This is a genomic window from Anabaena sp. CA = ATCC 33047 (assembly GCF_963870205.1).
Lineage (GTDB): Bacteria > Cyanobacteriota > Cyanobacteriia > Cyanobacteriales > Nostocaceae > Trichormus.
On sequence record NZ_CAWMSA010000044.1, the window covers coordinates 275,127 to 298,073 of the forward strand.

The 22,947-nt window shown below is 43.1% G+C and carries 18 protein-coding genes and 1 tRNA gene; 6 read left to right on the top strand and 13 right to left on the bottom strand.

Features of this window, described 5'->3' with window-relative positions; genetic code table 11:
• Window positions 1–62: 62 nt before the first annotated feature.
• The 3 genes from AACS98_RS13115 to AACS98_RS13120 all read left to right on the top strand — a co-directional run bounded on the left by AACS98_RS13115 (window position 63) and on the right by AACS98_RS13120 (window position 5,179).
• Complete coding sequence (locus tag AACS98_RS13115) at window positions 63–3,353, top strand: PAS domain-containing protein (RefSeq protein WP_066380463.1); 3,291 nt, start codon at window positions 63–65, stop codon at window positions 3,351–3,353.
• Between the two features lie 421 nt (window positions 3,354–3,774).
• Entirely contained in the window at window positions 3,775–3,915 is a 141-nt protein-coding gene (locus tag AACS98_RS23620) for a ribbon-helix-helix protein, CopG family (protein WP_156481671.1), read from the top strand.
• Window positions 3,916–4,366: 451 nt separating this feature from the next.
• Window positions 4,367–5,179, top strand: a complete 813-nt coding sequence (locus tag AACS98_RS13120; protein ID WP_066380465.1) for an SDR family oxidoreductase — start codon at window positions 4,367–4,369, stop codon at window positions 5,177–5,179.
• Window positions 5,180–5,834: 655 nt separating this feature from the next.
• Here the strand turns inward: AACS98_RS13120 and moeB are convergent.
• The 3 genes from moeB to AACS98_RS13135 form a co-directional block, all read right to left on the bottom strand.
• The gene (gene moeB, locus AACS98_RS13125; RefSeq protein WP_066380467.1) at window positions 5,835–7,007 is read right to left on the bottom strand and encodes a molybdopterin-synthase adenylyltransferase MoeB; all 1,173 of its coding nucleotides are present in this window, start codon (window positions 7,005–7,007) and stop codon (window positions 5,835–5,837) included.
• A 174-nt stretch (window positions 7,008–7,181) separates the two neighbouring features.
• A complete protein-coding gene (locus AACS98_RS13130; RefSeq protein ID WP_066380983.1) occupies window positions 7,182–7,634 on the bottom strand; it encodes a Mov34/MPN/PAD-1 family protein in 453 nt (150 codons plus the stop codon).
• Window positions 7,635–7,721: 87 nt separating this feature from the next.
• Window positions 7,722–9,929, bottom strand: a complete 2,208-nt coding sequence (locus AACS98_RS13135; protein WP_066380470.1) for a heavy metal translocating P-type ATPase — start codon at window positions 9,927–9,929, stop codon at window positions 7,722–7,724.
• Window positions 9,930–10,416: 487 nt separating this feature from the next.
• Between AACS98_RS13135 and AACS98_RS13140 the strand changes: the two genes are divergently transcribed.
• The gene (locus AACS98_RS13140; protein ID WP_066380474.1) at window positions 10,417–10,665 is read left to right on the top strand and encodes a FeoA family protein; all 249 of its coding nucleotides are present in this window, start codon (window positions 10,417–10,419) and stop codon (window positions 10,663–10,665) included.
• Window positions 10,666–10,709: 44 nt separating this feature from the next.
• Window positions 10,710–12,719: a ferrous iron transporter B gene (gene feoB, locus AACS98_RS13145; protein ID WP_066380475.1), complete on the top strand. Its 2,010-nt coding sequence runs from the start codon at window positions 10,710–10,712 to the stop codon at window positions 12,717–12,719.
• Between the two features lie 113 nt (window positions 12,720–12,832).
• Here feoB and AACS98_RS13150 read toward each other — a convergent pair whose 3' ends face one another.
• The 8 genes from AACS98_RS13150 to AACS98_RS13185 all read right to left on the bottom strand — a co-directional run bounded on the left by AACS98_RS13150 (window position 12,833) and on the right by AACS98_RS13185 (window position 19,820).
• The gene (locus AACS98_RS13150) at window positions 12,833–13,564 is read right to left on the bottom strand and encodes a carbonic anhydrase (protein WP_066380481.1); all 732 of its coding nucleotides are present in this window, start codon (window positions 13,562–13,564) and stop codon (window positions 12,833–12,835) included.
• 165 nt (window positions 13,565–13,729) lie between these two features.
• Window positions 13,730–14,473, bottom strand: coding sequence for an ABC transporter ATP-binding protein (locus AACS98_RS13155; protein ID WP_066380483.1), 744 nt, complete (start codon window positions 14,471–14,473; stop codon window positions 13,730–13,732).
• A 644-nt stretch (window positions 14,474–15,117) separates the two neighbouring features.
• Window positions 15,118–15,342, bottom strand: coding sequence for an indolepyruvate ferredoxin oxidoreductase subunit alpha (locus AACS98_RS13160; RefSeq protein ID WP_066380485.1), 225 nt, complete (start codon window positions 15,340–15,342; stop codon window positions 15,118–15,120).
• Between the two features lie 213 nt (window positions 15,343–15,555).
• Window positions 15,556–16,767 carry an ATP phosphoribosyltransferase regulatory subunit gene (locus AACS98_RS13165; protein ID WP_066380486.1) on the bottom strand — a complete coding sequence of 404 codons (1,212 nt, stop codon included), beginning with the start codon at window positions 16,765–16,767 and terminating at the stop codon, window positions 15,556–15,558.
• Window positions 16,767–17,720 carry a J domain-containing protein gene (locus tag AACS98_RS13170; RefSeq protein ID WP_066380493.1) on the bottom strand — a complete coding sequence of 318 codons (954 nt, stop codon included), beginning with the start codon at window positions 17,718–17,720 and terminating at the stop codon, window positions 16,767–16,769. The genes AACS98_RS13165 and AACS98_RS13170 overlap by 1 nt, the downstream gene beginning before the upstream one ends.
• A gap of 125 nt (window positions 17,721–17,845) precedes the next feature.
• A complete protein-coding gene (locus AACS98_RS13175; protein WP_066380495.1) occupies window positions 17,846–18,658 on the bottom strand; it encodes an inositol monophosphatase family protein in 813 nt (270 codons plus the stop codon).
• A gap of 76 nt (window positions 18,659–18,734) precedes the next feature.
• Complete coding sequence (locus AACS98_RS13180) at window positions 18,735–19,286, bottom strand: thermonuclease family protein (protein ID WP_066380984.1); 552 nt, start codon at window positions 19,284–19,286, stop codon at window positions 18,735–18,737.
• A gap of 165 nt (window positions 19,287–19,451) precedes the next feature.
• A complete protein-coding gene (locus tag AACS98_RS13185; RefSeq protein WP_066380497.1) occupies window positions 19,452–19,820 on the bottom strand; it encodes a 2Fe-2S iron-sulfur cluster-binding protein in 369 nt (122 codons plus the stop codon).
• Between the two features lie 102 nt (window positions 19,821–19,922).
• On the opposite strand from AACS98_RS13185, the gene AACS98_RS13190 reads away from it, so the two are divergent.
• Window positions 19,923–20,009, top strand: a tRNA-Ser gene (locus AACS98_RS13190).
• 507 nt (window positions 20,010–20,516) lie between these two features.
• Here AACS98_RS13190 and AACS98_RS13195 read toward each other — a convergent pair.
• Both AACS98_RS13195 and AACS98_RS13200 read right to left on the bottom strand, forming a co-directional pair.
• Window positions 20,517–21,923, bottom strand: coding sequence for a 2-succinylbenzoate--CoA ligase (locus AACS98_RS13195; protein WP_066380499.1), 1,407 nt, complete (start codon window positions 21,921–21,923; stop codon window positions 20,517–20,519).
• A complete protein-coding gene (locus tag AACS98_RS13200; protein WP_066380502.1) occupies window positions 21,877–22,917 on the bottom strand; it encodes an o-succinylbenzoate synthase in 1,041 nt (346 codons plus the stop codon). Before AACS98_RS13200 ends, AACS98_RS13195 begins: the two co-directional genes overlap by 47 nt.
• Between the last annotated feature and the right edge of the window lie 30 nt (window positions 22,918–22,947).

The window sequence follows — 22,947 nt, forward strand, 5'->3', positions numbered from 1 at the left end:
GCAAAACCATTTTTTTCAGATAAGAGACAGCAAATCATTAACCTTGGAATGGCTTGAAGCCTATGCCGAAAAAACGCCAATCGACGATTCTCATTGTTGATGATTTACAAATTAATCAGGAAAAGTATCAGTCTTATCTGAATGCTGATGAGAACATTTATTATACAATAATAACAGCAAAATCGGTCAAAGAAGTTTTTGATTTGTTTCGTGTTCCGGCTAACCAGCAGCAGAGTAGCAGAATCGACAGCATTATCCTGAAATCTTACCTCAATCAGCAAGAGGGCTTAGAAATTTTACAAAAGCTCAAATCCCAACTGGGAGAAATCTGTCCTCCTGTGGTGATGATTGGTGGCGAAAATACCGCCTTAGCAGTGCGCGCCATCAAAGCGGGAGCAGAAGATTATTTAGTGCAAGCACAACTGACACCAGAGCAGTTACGCAGCACGATCAAGAGTGCGATTGAGAAGAGCAAACAGTCTGAGCAACTGTATTCAAGTCAACAGCGATTCCGAGCAATTTTTGATGCCACTTTTCAATTTATCGGACTACTCACCGTTGATGGCATTGTCATAGAAGTTAATCAAACAGCACTGGATTTTGGTGGCTTAACACTGGCAGATGTGATTAATCGCCCGGTGTGGGAAACAAGATGGTGGACGATTTCACCGCAAACGCAAGCACGACTAAAGACAGCGATCGCGCAAGCTGCTAGAGGGGAATTTGTTAGGTATGAAGTCGAGATATTGGGAACAAACGATGGACTACACCCCACCGCAGGCGATCGCATCATCACCATAGATTTTTCCCTCAAACCTGTACTTAATCAATCAGGGCAAGTCAGCCTGTTAATTGCCGAAGGACGCGATATTAGTGAACTGGTGCAAATCAGAACAGAACACCAACAGCTACAAGCTGAATTGCAAAAGACAAACCAAGAATTAGAGCAACGGGTAGCACAACGTACTGCTCAATTACAACAAGCTCATGCCGCCTTAGCTCAAAGAGAAGCCACACTCAGGAGTTACTACGACAACGTGCCGATGCTCATGGGAGTTGTGGAATTAACAGAAAATGATATTCTTCACATTTACGATAACATCGCCACCTGCCGTTTTTTTGGCAATGAACCAGGTAGTACAATTGGTAAACTAGCCAGCGAACTAGGTGCGCCACCAGCTATTATTCAAAAATGGCTGACTCATTACCGGGAATCTCAACTGCAAGGTAAACCAGTGCAATTCGAGTATGTTCACGACGATAGGCAAAAGAAACCGCAATGGTTAGCAGTTACAGTCTTCCCGATTAATTCTCCCCTGTTTGAGCGTCCTCGATTTTGCTATGTAGCAACAGATATTACAGACCGTAAACAAACAGAAACAGCTTTGCGACAAAGTGAAGAACAGCTACAGCAACAACTCATTGAGATTGAATCAATTTACCAATCTGCCCCCATAGGACTGAGTGTTTTAGACACAGACTTGCGCTTTGTACGGATTAACAAACGATTAGCAGAAATTAATGGATTGTCTGTAGAGGAGCATATCGGCCGCACAGTCCGCGAGTTACTACCACATTTAGCCAATGAAGCCGAGCCATTGTTACGGCAGGTACTGGCAGGGGAAGCACGGCTAAATGTAGAAATCTCTGGGGAAACTCCGGCTCAACCTGGAGTCCAGCGCACCTGGCTAGAGCAGTTTTTACCTTTAAAGAATGGCAACCAAATTATTGGCATCAGTATTGTTTGTGAGGAAATCACTGAGCGTAAACAGCGTGAGGCAGAATTAAGACAAGTGCTACAAAAGCTGAACTTCCATGTAGAAAATTCGCCGCTAGCAGTAATTGAGTGGGATCAAGAATTTCGGGTGTCCCGTTGGTCAAAAGCCGCCGAACGCATTTTTGGCTGGCAATTAGAGGAAGTATTGGGCAAGCGATTTGATGAATGGGATTTCGTTTTTGAGGAAGATGCCGCAGGAATGACAACTGTAGCCACACGATTGGCTCAAGGCATAGAATCACAAGTAGTCATCCAGAACCGCAACTACACTAAAGCCGGGAGTGTGATTGATTGTCAGTGGTATAACTCCGCCTTAATGGATGAGTCTGGTAACTTGGTTTCAGTGCTGTCGCTGGTTTTAGATGTGAGCGATCGCCTACGCATGGAAGCAGAACGTGAGCGGCTATTACAACAAGAACAAGCCGCCCGTGAGCAAGCCGAAGCCTCGAACCGGATTAAAGATGAATTTCTCGCCGTTCTCTCCCACGAACTTCGTACCCCACTTAACCCCATCCTCGGTTGGATTAAACTACTCAGAACTGGCAGATTAAACGCCCAAAAGCAAGAAGAAGCCTTAGAAATTATTGAGCGCAATGCTCAATTACAGGCGCGTCTGATTGAAGACTTACTTGATGTATCTCGGATTCTCCAGGGCAAAATCAACCTGAATATTTCCACAGTCAATCTTGCTGCCACCATTTCCAATGCCACAGAAGCACTGCGTTTAGCATCAGAAAACAAAAAAATTCAGATTCAAAGCATTATTCAGACAAACTCTGTACAAGTAGCCGGTGATCCAGCCCGCTTACAACAAATTACCTGGAATTTGCTCTCTAATGCTGTGAAATTTACGCCTCCAGGCGGACAAGTAGTAGTCAGACTAGAGCAGATAGAAGATTATGCTCAAATCAGCATCCGTGATACAGGCAAAGGCATCAGTCCCGATTTTTTACCATACATATTTAATTACTTCCGTCAAGAAGATAGTAGTATTACCAGAAAATTCGGTGGTTTAGGATTAGGATTGGCAATTGTCCGACACTTAGTAGAATTACACGGTGGCACAATTGCAGCTGATAGCCCTGGTATTGGGCAAGGTGCTACTTTCACCGTGAGATTACCAACAACCATTCCTAATTCTGATACTCCACAGCACCATCAAAAGCCAGATATCTCGTTCGACTTCAACGGCATTAAAGTTTTAGTAGTAGATGACGACGCGGACACGCGGGATTTTGTCACCTTTGTGCTGCAAATGTATCAAGCAGAAGTAATTACAGTATCATCTGCATTAGAAGCCCTGCAAGTCCTAGCACAATCCCAACTCAATATTTTAGTTAGCGATATTGGAATGCCCTACATGGATGGCTATGAACTGTTACGCCAAGTCAGGACGAAAACCCCAGATATTAATCGACAAATTCCCGCGATCGCCTTGACTGCTTACGCAGGAGAATTTGACAAGCAACAAGCCTTAGCGGCAGGGTTTCAAATGCACATAGCCAAACCCATCGAACCAGATACTTTAGCCTCTGCCGTTGCTAGCCTTGTGGACAACGATAGCATTTATTATTGACACTCCTCGTCCTAAAGTCCGAGGATTCTTGGTTCATTGACACACCTTAAAACTAGAAGGAATCAGGCTCGCTAATTCGACTCCCTCACCAAATAACCCTACCCAAAGGTGGTATTACTTAGCTATGGCAACTAGCCCCAGTGGGCTTATCTCCCCAAGCGTTTAGGTACTTTACCGAGAGTGCCTTAAAATCTGTTCCTCTCTTTTCCCCACGTTCCTGTATGCCCTACAGTACGCTGTTTCTGGCAACGCCAATTATTGAACTTTACTGGTATCGGCACTCTTGAGAGTCCATGCGTTTTATTGAGGTATGCACGCTCCTCACGTACTAGCATCGCTTTACGTCGTAGGTTTGTGGCAGTACCGACGGATTCCTGCCTGTGCTAGACTACTTCTATAGTGTAGCACAAATACTGCCACAATGCCGAGAGAAAAAACTTTAAGAGTACGACTTTCCGAAGAAGAACTTGAAAGATTGAAAAACTATGCCGATGATACTAATAGGATGGTTTCAGAAGTTATTCGGGACTATATCAAAAAACTCCCTAAAAAGCCGTGCTAGAAGCACGGGGCTTGTATCCCATTATTTTGGTCAGGAATAGGGAACAGGGAACAGTCTTGTAGGGTGCGTCAGACTGTTTAAATGCTATCAATAAACGTATTGTCGATATCTGACGCACCCTACATTTTGGATATTTTTTTATCTGGATGTCCCTAATATGCCAGTTGCGTAAGTCATGAAACAATCAAAGCCACCGCGAAATATTTAACCCAAAATTTCTGCTTGTTTTCCGGAATTGCTAAAAATGCAGTGGTATTACTTATTAACAAAGCAAAGTACAGCGATTTATACAGAAACTTTATAACGAACCTCTTGGGGAATATATCCCCTTCACAGAATCAAAAGCCCGGTTGTTAAGACTGGGCTTTTGTCTGCGATATCTCCCCCTGGTAGCAAACAACAGACTCACATTTTTGAGTAAAGTTAACAGTAGGCTATCTTAAAGGCGGGTATGACTTTTGTAAGAGATGAAGATTTGGTATTAGTTGCTGGTGCGACTGGTGGAGTCGGACAACTGGTAGTAGCAAAGCTGTTAGAGAAGAATGCCAGAGTTCGCATCTTGACACGCAACGCCCCAAAAGCGGCAAAGATGTTTGATAACAAAGTGGAAATTGCTGTCGGCGACATCCGCGAACCCAGCACACTCACCACCGCATTAGAAAATATCACCCACATCATCTGTTGTACTGGAACTACAGCTTTCCCTTCTGCCAGATGGGAGTTTGACTCCCAGCTTAACTTATTTGACTGGCCGAAGATTTTTTTAGATGAGGACTTCAGAGAAGCCAAGGCAAAAAATACCCCGACAAAAGTCGATGCTGAAGGTGTGAGTAACTTAGTCAACACCGCCCCCCGCAGTCTCAAAAGGTTTGTTTTTGTCTCATCTGTGGGAATTCTCCGTAAACATCAGCCACCTTTTAGTATTCTCAATGCCTTTGGTGTCTTGGATGCGAAACAAAAAGGAGAGGAAGCAATTGTCACTTCAGGATTACCTTACACTATCATTCGTCCGGGACGCTTGATTGATGGCCCTTATACTTCCTATGATTTGAATACTCTCTTAAAAGCTACCACAGACAGTAAATTAGATGTAGTCATCGCTAAAGGTGACACCCTGGGCGGTGATGCTAGTAGAATTGATGTTGCTGCCGCTTGTGTAGAATCGATTTTTTATCCTGCTACTCAAGGACAAGTTTTTGAATTAGTCAATAAGGGAACTAGACCACCTGTAATTGACTGGGAAAAACTGTTTTCTCAATTATAGTGTAGGTTAGTTTGTAGTGAGGACTTCAGTCCTCAAAACCGGACTAAAGTCCTGACTAAGAACCTATTTAATCTATTGTTTTCTCAGTTATAGTTGAGGTGAGTTTGTAGTGAGGACTTCAGTCCTCAAAACCGGACTAAAGTCCTGACTAAGAACCTATTTAATCTATTGTTTTCTCAGTTATAGTTGAGGTGAGTTTGTAGTGAGGACTTCAGTCCTCAAAACCGGACTAAAGTCCTGACTACGAACCTATTTAATCTATTATGTTCTCAATTATAGAGTAGGTGAGTTTGTAGTGAGGACTTCAGTCCTCAAAACCGGACTAAAGTCCTGACTACGAACCTATTTAATCTATTGTTTTCTCAGTTATAGTGTAGGTTAGTTTGTAGTGAGGACTTCAGTCCTCAAAACCGGACTCAAGTCCTCACTACGAACTTAATATTGATAATTTTGCCTTATACCAAATTAATATGAAGCTGCATAGAATAAATATGTCAAGAATAATTGAACGCAGATGTACGCAGATAAACGCGGATAAATCAATGGATTTTAGATTATGTGCAACCTCATATAAAATTGGTCTTACCAAAAATCCCAGTATCTTGAAGATGCTGGGATTCTGAAACTTTATTAACAAATCAAGTCAAAGTCTACATTAATACTCTGGAACCGAAGGATCTACTTCCCGACTCCAAGCAGTAATACCACCTTTGACATTTGTACCCACAATTCCGGCTTCCTTGAGGATAGCTAGAGCTTTTGCAGACCGCCCGCCCATTTTACAATGAGCAATTAAGCGATGACCGTTGAGTAATTCTTTGACTTTGGCGACTCCATTACCGTTTTCAATGTCTGGTAAAGGTACTAATACCGAACCAGGAATTTTGGCAATGTCGTACTCATGAGGGTTACGCACATCTAAGAGTACAAAATCCTTAGCACCACTATCCAGTAATTCTTTTAACTGGGTAACAGTCATTTCTTGAATGTCTTGCTGTTGTTGCGCCTCTGCTGCTTTTGCTTGGGGGATTCCACAGAATTGTTCGTAGTCTATCAACTTCTCAATCACTGGGCGCACCGGGTTAGGACGCAGCTTTAACTCCCGGAATTTCATATCTAGGGCATTATACAGTAAAAGTCTACCATTCAAGGTTGTACCTTTACCTAAAATAATTTTGACGGTTTCTGTGGCTTGAATTACGCCAATGATTCCTGGCAGAATACCTAATACTCCACCCTCTGCACAGGAAGGAACCATTCCTGGTGGTGGTGGTTCTGGGTATAAGTCGCGGTAGTTCGGCCCGCCTTCGTAATTAAATACGGTTGCTTGTCCTTCAAAGCGGAAAATTGAACCGTAGACGTTAGGTTTATTCAACAATACACAAGCATCGTTGACTAGATATCTGGTGGGGAAGTTATCTGTACCATCCACGACGATATCGTAATCTTTAACGATATCTAGGGCATTCTCGGAACTTAGACGAGTTTCGTACAGGTCAACCTGACAATAGGGGTTAATCTCGTGAATGCGATTTTTCGCTGATTCAATCTTGGGTTTACCTACCCAGGATGTACCGTGAATCACTTGGCGTTGCAAGTTGGAAGTATCCACTACATCGAAATCAACAATACCGATGCGGCCGATACCTGCTGCTGCTAAGTATAACAGTAATGGTGAACCGAGTCCACCAGTCCCGATACATAATACACTGGCAGCTTTTAGGCGTTTCTGTCCTTCTACTCCCACCTCCGGTAAAATCAGGTGGCGCGAGTAGCGTTCATAATCATCTTTGGTCAACTGGATATCATCCAGATTGGGATTGAGCATAGCAGTTGAAATGAGGAAGCGCGGATTCTTGATTGTATCGAAAAATGATATCTATTTTTAAACGTAAGTGTTTAAATTATGTTATCAGTAAAGGTGGGGACTGGGGACTGGGGATTGGGGACTGGGGATTGGGTAAAAGTTCTTATCCTCTACATCCCTGCTTCTTCCTAGTCTCTAGCTTTGTGCCAAAATCTCGGCTTGAAATTGATGATTTTCGTCAAGAGTCCAACTTTTGATGTCACTAGCTACACCATGTTGAACGGACACTATTATATAAGAGTATCCTTGCCAAGCATACAGGCGATCGCATTCTGAAGGCTTGGCTGGATAATTAGGATGGGAATGATAAATACCAATGATGTTTAGTGAACGTTCCCGTGCTTGCTTTTGTACTTGTAACATGATTTGGGGAGCGATCGCATATCGTCGTTCGGTGCTATATGTGGTCTTATCCTCAGTGAAATTATCAGCTTCCCTATCCCAAACATTTGCAGTTGGTATCACCTCAACAACAGTGTTCACTCCATCTACCAGATATCCCAAAATCAACCCACAGCACTCGTTAGGGTACGTACTTTCAGCATGGTTAAAGATAGTTTGTTGATGTTCTGGTAGAAGTTTAATCATGGGCATGGGGCATTTAAATTCAAAATTCAAAATTCAAAATTAAAGCATCGTTGGGTAAAAATCTCCTCTGCTTTTTTGCCCCCCTGCCTACTTCGGCGCATCTCGGTGCATCAACAGGGGACGCAAACCATTTAACCCGGCGGCTATGGCTGAACCATTATGTACTACTGTCGCCGCTAGGGGATGTAGTCCGACGGTGGTGGCGAATCCTAATGCTGCTAAATTGGGAACGACTGCTAAACCGATATTTTGCTGAATTACGGCTTGGGTTTCACGGGCGATCGCTATTGCTTCTACAAAGCTGCTCAGGTTATCATCCATCAAGACTACATCTGCGGTTTCTCTGGCAACTTCCGAACCGCCACTAAAGGAAATGGAAACATCTGCATAGGCTAAGGCGATAGAATCATTTAAACCATCACCTGTAAATGCAACTGTCTTTCCTGCTTCATGTAATTGGCGGATAATTTCGGCTTTTTGTTCTGGGAATGCTTCCGCATGAACTTGCGCTAAGGGTATTGCCAATTGTTCCGCTACCGCTACCGCCCTTTGTTGATTATCCCCCGTCAACAGATGAATTTCCATGCCGTATTCTGTTTGTAATTGCTCAATGACGCTGGGACTTTCTGGGCGCAGGGGGTCAGTATAATAAATTACGCCTTGGAATTCCTGATTAACTGCCACATACAGCAAGGAATCATGGGCGGAAATGCGACAATTGAGGTGATGGGGACATTCTGCATGGTGACATTGATGTGGTTCATAGAGACAATCTAAGGGTACACCACATTGCCGTAAAAAGCGATCGCTTCCCACTAGCACCTGTTCCCCATCAATTTTAGCTTTCACACCTAAACCAATTTCATAGACAAATTCTTCACGGGGTAAAATTTCTAAATCTAGTTTTTCAGCATAATTTACCACTGCTTCCGCCACGGGGTGAGTCAGACGTTGTTCAGCTGCGGCGGCAAGTTGTAATAATCTCTGTGTAGACATTCTCCCCGCTACGGTTTCTACTTCCACAACTTCAATATCGCCTTTCGTTAACGTTCCCGTTTTATCAAAGACTAAGGTATCTATCTGTGCTAATTTTTCTAAAGCGTGACCACTACGAATTAACACACCATGTCTAGAAGCATGATGTAATGCGGCTAAGAATGTTGTGGGTAAGGAAACGCGAATACCCGTTACAAAGTCGAGGGTGAGAATAGATGCAGCCCTAGCCGGGTTGCGAGTCGCTGCTAAGACTAACCCGGCAAAAACTAACGCTGGCGTAATCGCTTTATCTGCAACCATCGCCGCATAATTGCCCATGCGGGTATCATGTACGGGGGCTTGCTTGACTAACTCTATACTAGCACCTGCACGGGTAGCATTTCCTACACGCTCGGCTAAAATATAAATCTCGCCTTCCCGCACTAAGGTAGAAGCATAAACTGATTGTCCTATTTCCCGCATCACAGGCATGGACTCGCCTGTAAGTTTTTGCTGGTCGATTAAAGCTTGACCCCGCAAGATTTCCCCATCTACGGGTATTTGCTCACCTGGATAAACAATTACTGTATCTTTTATTTGTACATCTGTAGCTAAGATGCGTTTTTTCTGTCCATCTGGTTGTTGTACCCAGGCGAAATGTCCGAGAGAATTGAGTAAATCGGTAGCGCGATTTTCTGTAACTCTAGCGGTGCGATCGCGGATCATATCGCCTATTTCGTGCAGTGTCATCACTAAAGCTGGGGTGAGAAGATTTCCTTGGCTGGATGTGAGTGCGATCGCCATGAAATCCAAACAATCGATATTTAATTTCTGTTCTTCGGTTATACTTGTGTATGCACGTTTAGCAATGGGTAAAGCCGCTATTGCCACAGTTAAACCAATTATAGCTCTAGGAATCGGGAAACCTAACCCCAATAAAGCTAAAACCGTAGCTAAAGCAGGTAATTTAACGCCACCGTCTGCTTTTTCTGCTACTTTCTGCCGTTTAGCTACTATTTTTTGCTTTGTCTTCCCCGTTTCTAGCAGATGTACTAAATAAGCTGGCATTAAGTCAGCATTCCCAGGAGATAATTGATATTCAATCGCAATAGAAGCCGCAGCGCGACTAATACGCACCTTAGTTATTCGACTATCAGAGGCTAGTAAATCTTGTAGATGTTGGGCATAATGGGGGTCATGAGCCAGTAAGGGAATGCGAAATCTTACCCTACCCGGAATTTTATGCACTACAAAACAATCAATTTTCTGGGCTGGGATAACTTCCCCTTGGCTGACTTCTGAGTGAGTGGCTATTGTCATCATGATTTCCCCCTCATGGTGGTGTAGCGATGTGATGGGTGGGAATTCATCCTTCAAGAGATTGCAAAATCCCACGAACCTGTTAGTTATTCACGGTAGGGTTAGGATAACAGCGAACTGTGAATCTTAGTCTATTCAATAATTTTGCTAGTTAATTTTTGACCAATGTGATTATTTTGTAAGATAACGCAACTAATTTTAAAGTTTCAACACATAACAATAGTTTCGCCGTTAATCTACATCCTATACTTTCAACATTTTTACGGTTTTTGGAATGTATTAACCAATTCTTAAACAAAAATTTAGTTTGTTCAAAATTCGTCTCAATTATATTAAAAATAATTCTCAACAAATAAAATAAAACTAACTGCAATTACCTAATTCAGTGTGAATAGCTGCAAATGAGACAAATAGGAAAGCAGTATTCGATTTGAATAGATGATGTGAGGACATTGTTACCGTCAATTATCGCCTATCAAGGACTGCTATGAGTGTAAAACTATCAATACTCAAACCAGGTCAAATTGCTACCATCACTGCAATTAATACTCAAGAATCAGGTTTGCAAAGAAGGTTAGAAGCGATGGGCTTCAAAGTAGGGCAACAGGTAAAGGTACTCCGTAAAGCGTGGTTAAAAGGCCCTTTACATCTGCGCGTGGGCTTAACTACAGAGGTAGCCATGCGCCGACATGAAGCAGAGGGAATTTTGGTGAATTTGGGGAATGTTGACGGTTGACTGATGACTAATGACTGATGACTAATGACTAAAAGAGGTGCAAAATGTCACATTGCCATAATTCTGGTTCAGGTATGGCTACACTCAAAAATCAACCCGGAGTAAAAAGGGTGGCGGTTTTGGGGATGCCGAATGTTGGTAAATCTACTTTGTTTAATCGTATTACTAAAGCGGGGGCATTTGTCGGGAATTGGCCAGGGGTGACAGTCGATCTTTTGCAAGCACAAGTAAATTTGCATGGCTACAGGGTAGAGTTTGTTGATTTGCCGGGGATTTATGACTTAGAGGGTTACTCGGAAGATGAACAGGTGGTGCAAACTTTCTTTACTAACTATCCTGTGGATTTGGTGCTGGTAATTCTGAATGCAGCGCAAATAGATCGCCAAATTCGTCTAGCTTTACAAGTCAAAGCTTTGGGAATGTCTGCTATAGTCATTCTGAATATGGCAGATGAAGCCAAGCATTTTGGCATCAAAATTCATCCCGAAAACTTAGCCGAAAAGTTAGGGATGCCAGTAGTGTTAGTGAGTGCTAAATATGGTAGCGGTTATGCGATCGCCATCCATCACATCTGTGAAAAATTGGCAGAAAATACCGCCCCTATAGCCCCTGGAGAAATCAAGCAGCAGATAGCAGCCCATAGAGAAATTCTAGAGTCGCAAATTCAAGACACCCTAGAAGATACAGTAGAAATGCCCTCCCGTTTGTTCAAGACATTTACAGAAAAGCTGGATGGGGTGTTGCTGCATCCCCTACTGGGGCTACCACTGTTTTTTCTCTCCATCTATTTAATGTTTGAGTTCGTTTGGTTGGTGGGGTTGCCATTACAAGATGTAGCGGATGGGATTACGGGATGGTTGCAACAAGTCGTAGTTACTCCCCTCACCGCTTATTTACCGGAGTTTTGGCGAGGTTTTCTCGTAGATGGGATTTATGGGGGACTAGCGACGGTTGCATCTTTTATTCCCCTGGTGATGACGTTTTTCTTTATGATGGCAATTGTAGAAGATAGCGGCTATTTTTCCAGGGCAGCTTACATGATGGATGCGTTAATGTATCGCTTTGGGTTAGATGGTCGTAGCTTTGTGTTGCTAATTATGGGGTTTGGGTGTAATATACCTGCTATCATGGGAACAAGAGTCATGCGATCGCGGGCTTTACGTTTGCTTTCGATTCTGATCATTCCCTTTGCCCTGTGTTCCGCAAGGTTAACAGTATTTATATTCATCATTGATGCCTTATTTAACCGTACCTGGGGGCCATTGGTACTATTCTCACTGTACCTATTCAGTTTTGGTGTAGCCCTGTTAACAGGATTCTTACTCAAAGGACAATTTCAAAACCAAGAACCCTTCGTTATTGAACTACCCCCTTATCGCTTCCCCACCCTCAAGCAAATCTTTCTCCGGGGTTGGGGTGAGTTACAGCAATTTCTACAACGCGCTACCGGATTTATTACGGCTGGTGTAGCTGGTGTCTGGTTGTTGAACAATTTACCCCAAGGTACAGCCAACTCTATCGGTAATGCAGGAGAGATGCTAATCACCATCCCCATTGTAGTTGGAATGGTGACTGGTTGGGATGCGTTGAAAGCATTTCTTAAGCGTGGAGGCGTATTTGTTGGGCTAGGTGTCTTAGCCATCTGGTTGTTAAGCAACTTACCAGGAAATCAAGATACCAGTTACGCTACTCGCATTGGTGAGTTTTTCGCCCCTGTTCTCGATGCTGCTGGTATTCCGCAAGAGTTAACTATTGCTTTGATATTTGGATTCATTGCCAAAGAAATTTTAGTAGGTTCTCTAGCCAGTATTTACCATCTGGCTGATCCTAATGCTGTTCAGACAGTTATCTCTCAGACTATATCACCAATTCAAGCCTATAGTTTCATGCTTTTTTGTTTACTCTATACTCCCTGTTTAGCAACGGTGGCTACTATTAAGAGTGAGTCTAAAAGCATTCGGTTTACTGTGCTGTCTCTGGTTTATAGTTTAACTCTGGCTTGGGTTGTGAGTACGTTGTTTTATCAGGGTGCGAGGTTATTCGGGTTGAGTTAGGAAAGGGAACGCAGATAAACGCAGATAAACGCGGATGAAGTATACATTCTTGTGGGGTGGGCCGGACAGCCTGCCCTGATGTATTGCGGTATGCGGGGAGTGTTTATCAAAGCTTAAGACAAGACAGAGACTTTGCCTGTCTCAATATCGTAAACAGCACCAACTATTTTAAGTTTAGTCTGACGTACTGATTGCGCTAATATTGTTGATTTTCGGAGTAATTTCTCGGCTTGGTACTGCACATTGGCAATAATAGCCTGTTCATTCATATTCTTAGCTGTAGGTTCTAATTTTGCTAAGGCTGGTTTTATCCCTTCTACAACATAGCCAATTCTACCAGGGAGCGGGTCTTTTTTCATGGCTGCGCTGACAGCACCGCATTTTCTATGACCTAAAACTACAATTAATTGTGAACCTAATACCGATGTAGCATATTCTAAGCTGCCAATAGCCATGTCACTAGCAACATTACCAGCAACTCGGACAACGAATATATCTCCAAGTCCTTGATCAAAAATAATCTCAGCAGGTACTCTAGAATCTGCACAGCCTAATATAGTGGCAAAAGGATACTGTGCTTTGGTGATTGCTTGTAGGCGTTGCCGTGATTGGTTAGGATACAGAGGTTGGCGTTTGATAAATCTTTGATTACCATTCAGTAAGCGTTTTAATGCCTGTTCGGGATTGACTGGCTGAGGGTTAGCTGAATTAACATCCGCGATCGCAGTATGGTGTCTGTCTGTAATTAGCTTACCACCAACAGCACTAGCCACTACAGCCAAGCTTCCCCCACCTGCTAACCACAAGAAGTTACGACGACCGATAAATCCATTGATGCGACTCATCTAAACCTACCTGTGAATAAACAGTTTTGTAGTCCGCTAAAATATATCAGAATCTCCCAGGCTACAAGAGTACCTTAGTACACGGTTTTAGGTCATTAGTCATTAGTCATTAGTCATTGGTCATTAGTCATTGGTCATTGGTCATTAGTCAACCGTCAACAATTCCTAATGATGCTTTCCTCCTCCTAGATACAATTCACCCACCTTTGGATCATTTAACAATTCTATGCCAGGGCCAGATATAGCATCGCGTCCTGACTCTAAAACATAACCACGGTCAGCCATTTCCAAGGCTTTGCGAGCATTTTGTTCTACCAAGACTATCGCTGTACCTGCTTGATTAACTTGTTTAATCTGTTCAAATACTTGCGTTACTAAAATCGGGGATAAAGCAGCCGAAGGTTCATCTAATAGTAATAAACTCGGTTCTAACATCAAAGCTTTACCCATCGCTAACATCTGACGTTCTCCACCTGAGAGTGTACCAGCCCGTTGACGACGGCGATCGCTTAATCTGGGAAACATGGTAAATATTTGATCTTTCAAGGGTTTAACGTTTTCATTGCGGATGAAAGCCCCCATTTCCAGATTTTCTTCCACACTCAACGATGGAAATACATTAGCAATTTGTGGGACGTAGCACATCCCCCTCCGCACAATTTGATTAGACTTTAATCCGGCAATATTTTCACCTTTGAAAGTAATTGTACCTGTATGGGGTGTCAACAAGCCAAAAATAGTTTTTGCTAAGGTCGATTTACCAGCACCGTTGGGGCCGATTACTGTCACTAATTCCCCTACTTCCACCCGAAAATTCACGCCTTGGAGAATATCCACATCTTTAATGTATCCGGCGTGGACGTTGTTCACTTCTAGCAGAGGATCTAAATGATGTGCTGTACCTGACATATAATTTTAACGCTGAACACTAAGATAGTGATTTTAACTATATGAAGATTTTCCATAATAAACTATTAGTATATCTAAATTGAACGCAGATGGACGCAGATAAACGCGGATAAATCAATGGATTATATAATTCTGTGCAACTTCACATCAAATTGGTATAACATACTTAGATTCTCAGACAAGTCAATTAAAATTAACAGTATTTATATACAAAAAAAACAGGCAATTGGAAAATTTTTCCCTATGCCTGTTGAATTAATGGTTATTTGACACTCTCCGCCCTAAAAGTGCGGAGATTCTTGGGCTGAATCCTGCCTCCACCAACGATGTTGATTTTGGTCTTACAGTTTCATGTCTAGTCCGAAACATATCTCTCGATATACCCCACTTAAGGACTACTCCCCAAGCGTAAATTTGGGTATGCCCTACCCTATTTAATTGCTTTTCGACCTTACAGTTTGGACTTATTTTTACACCATTGACTGTTAGGCATTTTGAGATCACGGAGTAGGACGTTTTACCTGTTTCCTCCCTGCGGGACGCTACGCGAACATCGTTCTCACGGTCTACAACCTACTGCTAGTATACCAGAAAGCCGTCGTAGAACGACGGGGTTTTCAACCCAAATTTTCGATAATTGAAGATTAAGGAGTTTTTTGTAAATCAGGTCTTTCTTCTGGAACGATCGCATCAGCTACCGGGCATACTTGAATACAGATGCCACAATCAATACAGGTAGCAAAATCAATCCAGTACCAGTCAGTACCCTTGACATTTTTACCAGGGCCTTCATGAATACAAGCAACTGGACAAGCGTCTACGCAGTCAGCGACACCTTCACAAACATCAGTAACTATAGTGTGTGGCATTGTTCTCGATTCCCTCTCTTTTTAATCAGCCTTTTCTAGCCTAGCAGGGGATTGGAAGGGACTGGGAAAGAAGAATTGGGGCAGGGTGCAGGGGGTAAGGGGGAGAGAACTTTCCCCGTTTCTCCCTGCTCCCTGCTCCCTTGCTCCCTCATCCCCTCATCCTCCTCATCTCCCTCATCCCCCTCATCTCCCCTACTCCCTACTCCCTACTGCCTAACGCAATGTCTCAATGGTCGGTGTGCCGTCGGCTTTTAACCAAGCGATTTGCGCTATACTGCGATCGCGTGCGTATTCTCTGACGGTGGCTGCATCTTTGCCACTTAGTTCCATTTCTACTCTAACCAAATGCGTAGAATCACGCAATTTATCGGCGTAGGCAAAAGCCGCAGCATAAGCCGTGGGTGCTTCTGGGACTACTAACCAGTTAGTCGCCGGAGTTTCCTGTGGTAATTGCTGTGTAGACAATAACACTTGATACAGGTCTTCTATGTTGAGGACAAACCCAATACCGGGGATATCTTCGCCTTGGGGGTGATACAGTCCTAAAAGCTGGTCATAACGTCCACCTCTGCCTAATACCCGTGCCTGTGATTCGCTGCTACTGACGATTTCAAACACTATGCCGGTGTAGTAATCTATGGTTTGAATCAGACTAAGGTCGAGAATGAGACGGAATTTCCCTTCGGATTCTAATAATTCTACCAGAGATTTCAGGTGATTAACTGCCTGTTTTTGTTGAGCATCTAAATCGAGACTGCTGACTTTTTGCAAGACATCGGCACTGTTACCACGCAAATCGAGCATGATTCTGGCGCGATCGCGCAGTTCCTCACTTAAAGGTAGATTGTCGATAGTAATCCGGTCGAGATGAGCGATCGCATGGCGAACTTTAGGGCGTAAATTTTCAGGAAAAACATTGAATAGCGAGCGAGTAATTCCCGCTTCGCCTAAAATTAAATGCCAATCCTGTAAATCTAAAGCCGCCATGCAATTACTCACCAACAGTAACACCTCTGCATTGGCAAGCAATCCGCCTACACCTAACAACTCTACCCCAGCTTGATAAAACTCCTGTTGGCGATTGTGTCGGTTTTCCCAGATGCGCCGGAACACATTGGCATTGTAATACAGTCGTTGGGGATAAGTAGTCCCCGCCATTCGCGTCACCACAGCACGAGCAATAGAAGCTGTCAACTCTGGGCGCAGTCCTAAATCTTCATCTCCAGTATTTTGGAGTTGAATCACCATCTGACGCTGAATTGCTTCCCCTGCCATCAGAGTATCCATACGTTCCAACGTTGAGGTAATAATCCGGTGATATCCCCAACGGTGAAACACCTGCTGTAATCTATCTTCAATCCAGCGTTTTTGAGCCACATCTAGAGGTAATAAATCCCTCGCTCCTGCGGCTGGTTGATACACCATTATTTTTTCTTCCCACCAAACAAACCACCAAACAAACCACCTCCTGATTTATCTGGTTGTTTATTTCCAGAGTTAGGAGGTGATTTAACATGAGAACTACTAGGTTGTATTCCTAGAGCCTTATCTATTTTAGGTTTCCATGTCAACGCTGTTTGATCATTGGGGTCTAATTTTAACGAATTATCAAGGTGTATCTTTGCCATTTTCAACTGATTTTGCTTCAAATATACAAATCCCAGCAAACTGTGACAACGGCTATTCTTCGGTTCTATTTTCAGTGCATCTTGTAGTTCTACCTTAGCGGATGCAAATTGGTTTTTGTCAATCAAAGTTTGAGCGCGACGTAGATACTGTTCAATCGCGGCATCTTCTTTAGGTGGTGCGGGTGGTGGTGGAGGTGCGGCGGTGGTGTTGGGTTTGGGTGTAGTGGAGTTAACTGGAGGTTTAGCCACTGGTGTAGATGAGGATAAAGCCTTGCCAGCACAGCGCATCAAATAAACTAAATTTAATTCACTGATTTGGGCGATAATCGGGATGACTTGCTGTAAAGAATGGTATTGAGTTTCAGCAATTTTAGCGATCGCCGTTTTATAAGCATGATCAATATTGGGTGCTGCTGCTAGTTGCTTCGCTAAATCGGTACTCAGTTCCAGCGAAGGCGATTCTTGCACTAAACGCTTACCCATTTGCGAGAGAACTATAATATACTCTGCACGAGTGCGTTCTACTGATAATTTTTCGTAAGCGGGGTTAACTAACTTTGATAATAATTCAATAGCTAGTTTTTTTTCTGCCTGATTATGAATCGCACTACTATCAGGATGTAGATGACGAGCAATTTTCAGATATCTTTTACGAATCTCTTTAACATCGGCATCAACTGGCGCACATAATATGGCGTGATAGTCGATGAAATCATATTTAAATAAACCAAGTTCTATTTTTAAAGACATAGAGCAGTTGCACCAAAGCAGCCGTAAGGTTTTTCTAGTGTACTTCGCTTATACAGATAAGCGTCAGGATTTTCATATCCTTATTGTTCCCTTTGGTGAATGCTGATTTATCTTTTAGTATGTAATTATTGCCAAGCTGAGAGGCGTGGGACTTGCATCAATGCTCGACTGAGGTGATCATGAAGATAGCCATTAGTCGCCAGAATTCTCCCAGATGGGATGTTCAAGGGCGTACCATCATAGGCGGTAACTTTACCCCCTGCTTCTTGTAACAAAATCACACCAGCCACAATATCCCAAGGAGAAATTCCCCGTTCCCAATAACCATCAACCCGCCCACAGGCGACATAAGCTAAATCTAAAGCTGCCGAACCACTACGGCGAACACCTTGGGTAAGATGGGTGAGGTGACAAAATTCCGCATAATTATTATCTGAAGTTTCGCGTCGGTCATAGGCAAATCCCGTTACCAACAAGCTTTTACTCAATTCAGAGGTTTCAGATACCCGAATCTGACGACGGTTACGTGTTGCACCCAAACCAGCCGCCGCGCGGAAAAGTTCATTGTGAGATGGATCATAAATCACTCCCACCTGCGGCTCACCATTAATTAACAAGCCAATGGAAACACAAAAAGCCGGGTATTGGTGAGCGTAGTTAGTTGTACCATCGAGCGGGTCTATTGCCCAAAGATATTGATGATTTTGATCACCAATTTTACCTGATTCCTCCGCCAAAATGGAATGGTCAGGAAAATGACGACGCAAAACCTCTAAAATCACCGACTCTGAGGCTTTATCAGCGACGGTAACTAAATCACCAGGACGACCTTTTTCAGTAACAGCATCTTCTAACTTACCCAAGTACCCTTGTAAAACCGCACCCGCAGCCAGCGCAGCTTCTGTAGCAATATCAAGAAAAATTTCGAGGTTAGTCATTAGTTATTAGTCATTAGTCATTAGTCATTAGTTATTAGTCATTAGTTATTAGTCAACCGTCAACCGTCAACAATCCCTAACGATTAAAACGACGAAACTCAGCCGGGGTTTGACGCATGGGTTTGTCTGGGTTCCAGATGCCTATACCCATAATTCTCGCCCATTGTTGAGCGCGTTCTAGACGTTGATCGTATTTGTGATTAGGCGATCGCTCTACAAACAAAGCATACCCTTGTTTGATCACTTGTTCATTTAACAACTGGTTATCTTTCCACAGGTAGGCTAAAGTCCGCCCCATTTTGTCTTGCGCTGCCATATCCAACTCCAACCTCACCGGTTGTGTGAAATCACCCACTAACTTTGTTAACAATTCCTTAGATTCTTCCCCCCAAGGATACTGGCGCAAGTCTGGCGCATCTAAACCAATTAACCGTACCTGAGACATCATGTTGGGTTGTTGAGCCATCCCCACAACTTCCAAACTCTGCCCACTCACCACCCGCGCCACCCTCACCTCTACCTGATTAGCGACTGATGAATTTTTAGCTTGACAACTCACCAGCAGCAATAAACAAGCTATCAGCGCGATTTTTGACAGCCAGATGCGGAGGGATTGGGGATTGGGGATTGGGGATTGGGGATTGGGAATCAGGTAAAAGTTTTTCTCATCCGCTCCCCTGCTCACGGCAGTTCGCTCAAGTCGGGAAACCCGCCCACGCGGCTGCCTCCCCTCCTCCCTCATCTCCCTCATCTCCCTCATCTCCCTCATCCCCCTCATCTTCCTCACCCTCATTTAATCTTCATCTAACGGTAAACCCGCTTTCACTCGTCCTTTAGCGAAGTAGCGTCCGAATTGCAGTTCATAAACTTCATCTTCGTCTTGGGTTTCTACTTCCAAGTCAGAACGAGCATAACTGACGCACAACAAAGCATAACCTTGGCGGCGCAATTCTAGGGATAATCCTACGGCTTCCGGTTGGTAGATTTCCCCGGATACCACCCGCACAGCGCAAGTAGTACAAGCTCCATTCCGACAGGAAAATGGCAATTCTACTCCTTGCTGTTCGGCGGTGTGGAGGATGTAGCGGTCATCGGGTACTTGTAGGGTATACTCTTTGCCAGTGGCGCGATCGCGTACTTTAATCGTGTATGTGTCGGACATCTTGCTATGGTTTTGGGACGTTCAGAAGAAAATTTCAAAAATATCTTCTTTTATCTTTGCATTTTTTAGAATTTTATATTATCATGATAAATCGTGACACCTGGAGAGGTGGCCGAGTGGTTGAAGGCGCAGCACTGGAAATGCTGTTTGGGGGCAACTTCAACGAGGGTTCGAATCCCTCCCTCTCCGTTCAATTCTCAGTCTGTAATATCGCAAATTCAAGGGTTTCAGATTTAGTTTACTAAATTTGCAACCCTGAAATAATTTGTACATTTGACACTCTCCGCCCTAAAAGTGCGGAGATTCTTGGGCTGAATCCTGCCTCCACCAACGATGTTGATTTTGGTCTTACAGTTTCATGTCTAGTCCGAAACATATCTCTCGATATACCCCACTTAAGGACTACTCCCCAAGCGTAAATTTGGGTATGCCCTACCCTATTTAATTGCTTTTCGACCTTACAGTTTGGACTTATTTTTACACCATTGACTGTTAGGCATTTTGAGATCACGGAGTAGGACGTTTTACCTGTTTCCTCCCTGCGGGACGCTACGCGAACATCGTTCTCACGGTCTACAACCTACTGCTAGTATACCAGAAAGCCGTCGTAGAACGACGGGGTTTTCAACCCAAATTTTCGATAAATAAATAGTCGATAAATTCTGCTAAAATCTCATAAAAAGCAATACGGTTCAGTTATTTTGAAAGAAATTCTGTAGCTATTTGCTGTAGTTTTTGGCGATTAATTTTACCTTGGGCGTTGCGAGGTAAATTAGTCTGAGGAATCCAATATTTAGGAATTTTAAACTTACTGATTTGATTGTAGAGTGCGTTTTTAATTTCTCTAGCAGTAATATCTGAGTTTCTGGGAATATAAACGGCTGTTAATGCTTGTCCCCACTCTTGATGTTTTATCCCAATCACACACACATCAGTAACCATACCAGTGTTACGGATAGCTGCTTCTACTTCTGCTGGATAAATATTTTCTCCGCCTGAGATGATTTTATCACTGTTGCGTCCGACAATGTTTAAATAACCTTGCTCATCGATAAAACCTAAATCATCTACTGCAAAATAATTTTGATGATTCCAGATGTGAGGATAGTAACCAAGGGCTAAAGATTTAGCTTGAATGGTGATGTTACCTATTTGATTTGCTTGTAAAACTTGCCCTTGGGAATTACAAATTTTAACTTGAGCGTGGGGCAGAATTTGACCACTGCCTGTTTTATGATTTAAGAAATCCTCTGGTTTGAGGGTGGCAATTTGGGAAGCAGTTTCAGTCATTCCATAGGTTGGTGCTAGTCTGATACCGTGAAATCTGGCTTTTTCTAGTAATTCCTCCCAAGCTGGCGCACCGCCTAAAAGTACAGTTTTAAATTGTGCTAGCCATGCAGTTAATTCGGGATTTTGTAAGAGACGTTGTAATTGTGTTGGTACTAAAGATATAAAAAAGTCTTGCGGTTTAATTTGGTATTTTTGACCTAATTCTATTGATTTAAATGGCAGAATTACTAATTTACCACCAGTAGTAAAAGAACGGATAAATTGCATTAAACCACTGACATGATATAAGGGTAAAACACAAAATGAATTTACTTGTTGTAACTGAAAGTATTCTGTAAATCCTGCCACTGATGCGGTGAGTGTTTCCCAAGTGTGCATGGCAAATTTAATTTCTCCCGATGAACCACCTGTAGGAATCATAATCAGGGGAAATGAGGGGGATGAGGGGGATGAGGGAGAATAACTTTTACCCAGTTCCCAGTACCCAGTTCCCAGTACCCAGTCCCCAGTACCCAATCCCCAAATAATATCAGGTTTAACTAAATTAAATACCTGATTTAATTCCTGTTCTCCCCAGTCGGGGTTACACAGAAAAACGTTGCAATTAGCTGCACAAGCGGCGATAAATCCTGCTATAAATTTGACTGGTTCTCGTTCGGCTAGGATGATGTTTAGGGGTTGATTTTGCTTTACTAATTGGGTGAGTTGTGCATATAAACTTGTAGTTGTTTGCTGAAATTCTTGGCTGTTATAACCAATTAACCAATCATGGTGATTCAGGTGATGTAAATAAACTTTGCAGCCAGGTTTCATCTTGTTCTTGGGTAAAAAAATGATTGATGCCAAAACCAACAGCGCGATTGTGGTGAGATAATTCTGCTGCTAGTTGGAGTGCGGCTTGTCTGGCGATCGCAGTTTCAAATACTGATGAAAATACAGCGTCTATTTCATTCTCTTGACAAAATCGCCGCAGTCGTGAAGGATAGCCAGCTATAGCAGGTTTAATCACAAAAATTCCTCGCCAACCTTGTTCATAACACGCAGCTAATTGCTTGAGGGTGGCGACAGATTCATCTAAGGCGATCGCAGTTGCATAACTCTGACTCAACTCCAACATCTTGGGAAACTCTGCCACAGATAGCGGCTGTTCAATAAACTCAATTTCGCAAGTTAATTCTTGATTTTTTGACAAATTATCACAGGTTTCTAGCCATAACTGAGCTTCTTCATAGTTAAGCCCACCGTTAGCATCTAAGCGCAATTTTGCGGAGCTTGGTAAGGCTTGCGTCAATAAATCAAAAACTTTGAGTTCTTGGGCGATATCATCAACGCCAATTTTCCATTTAAACGTGTTGTAACCCTGTTGTCTGAGAGTTTGCCATTGACTCAATGCTGCTTCCCCGGCTGGAAGTAACGCGCTGTATTGGGTATGGGACATTGGCAGGGGTGCAGGGGAGATTTTTTCCCACAAACTCTTTAGTTTTGAATTTTGAATTTTGAATTTTGAATTGATTAGTCCCTCCAATGCTGACTCAAAGGCAAATTGACAAGCGGGTAAATTATCGGGGATGGAATAAATGTTTTCGGGGGTGATTTGTTGGGGAAGTTGGTGACAAAAATCTAAAGCCTGTGGGAGAGTTTCAGAACCGAACCAACTAATGGGGGCGATTTCTCCCCAGCCAACTTTACCTGTAGCGTCACACAGCCGCAAAATAATGGCTTCGCGGGTTTCCCAGACACCGTGACTGGTGACAAGCGATCGCGCAAATTTTCTAGCTATGGGACGAAATTCAAATTGGTAAAGCATGGGATTGGGGATTGGGGATTGGGGATTGGG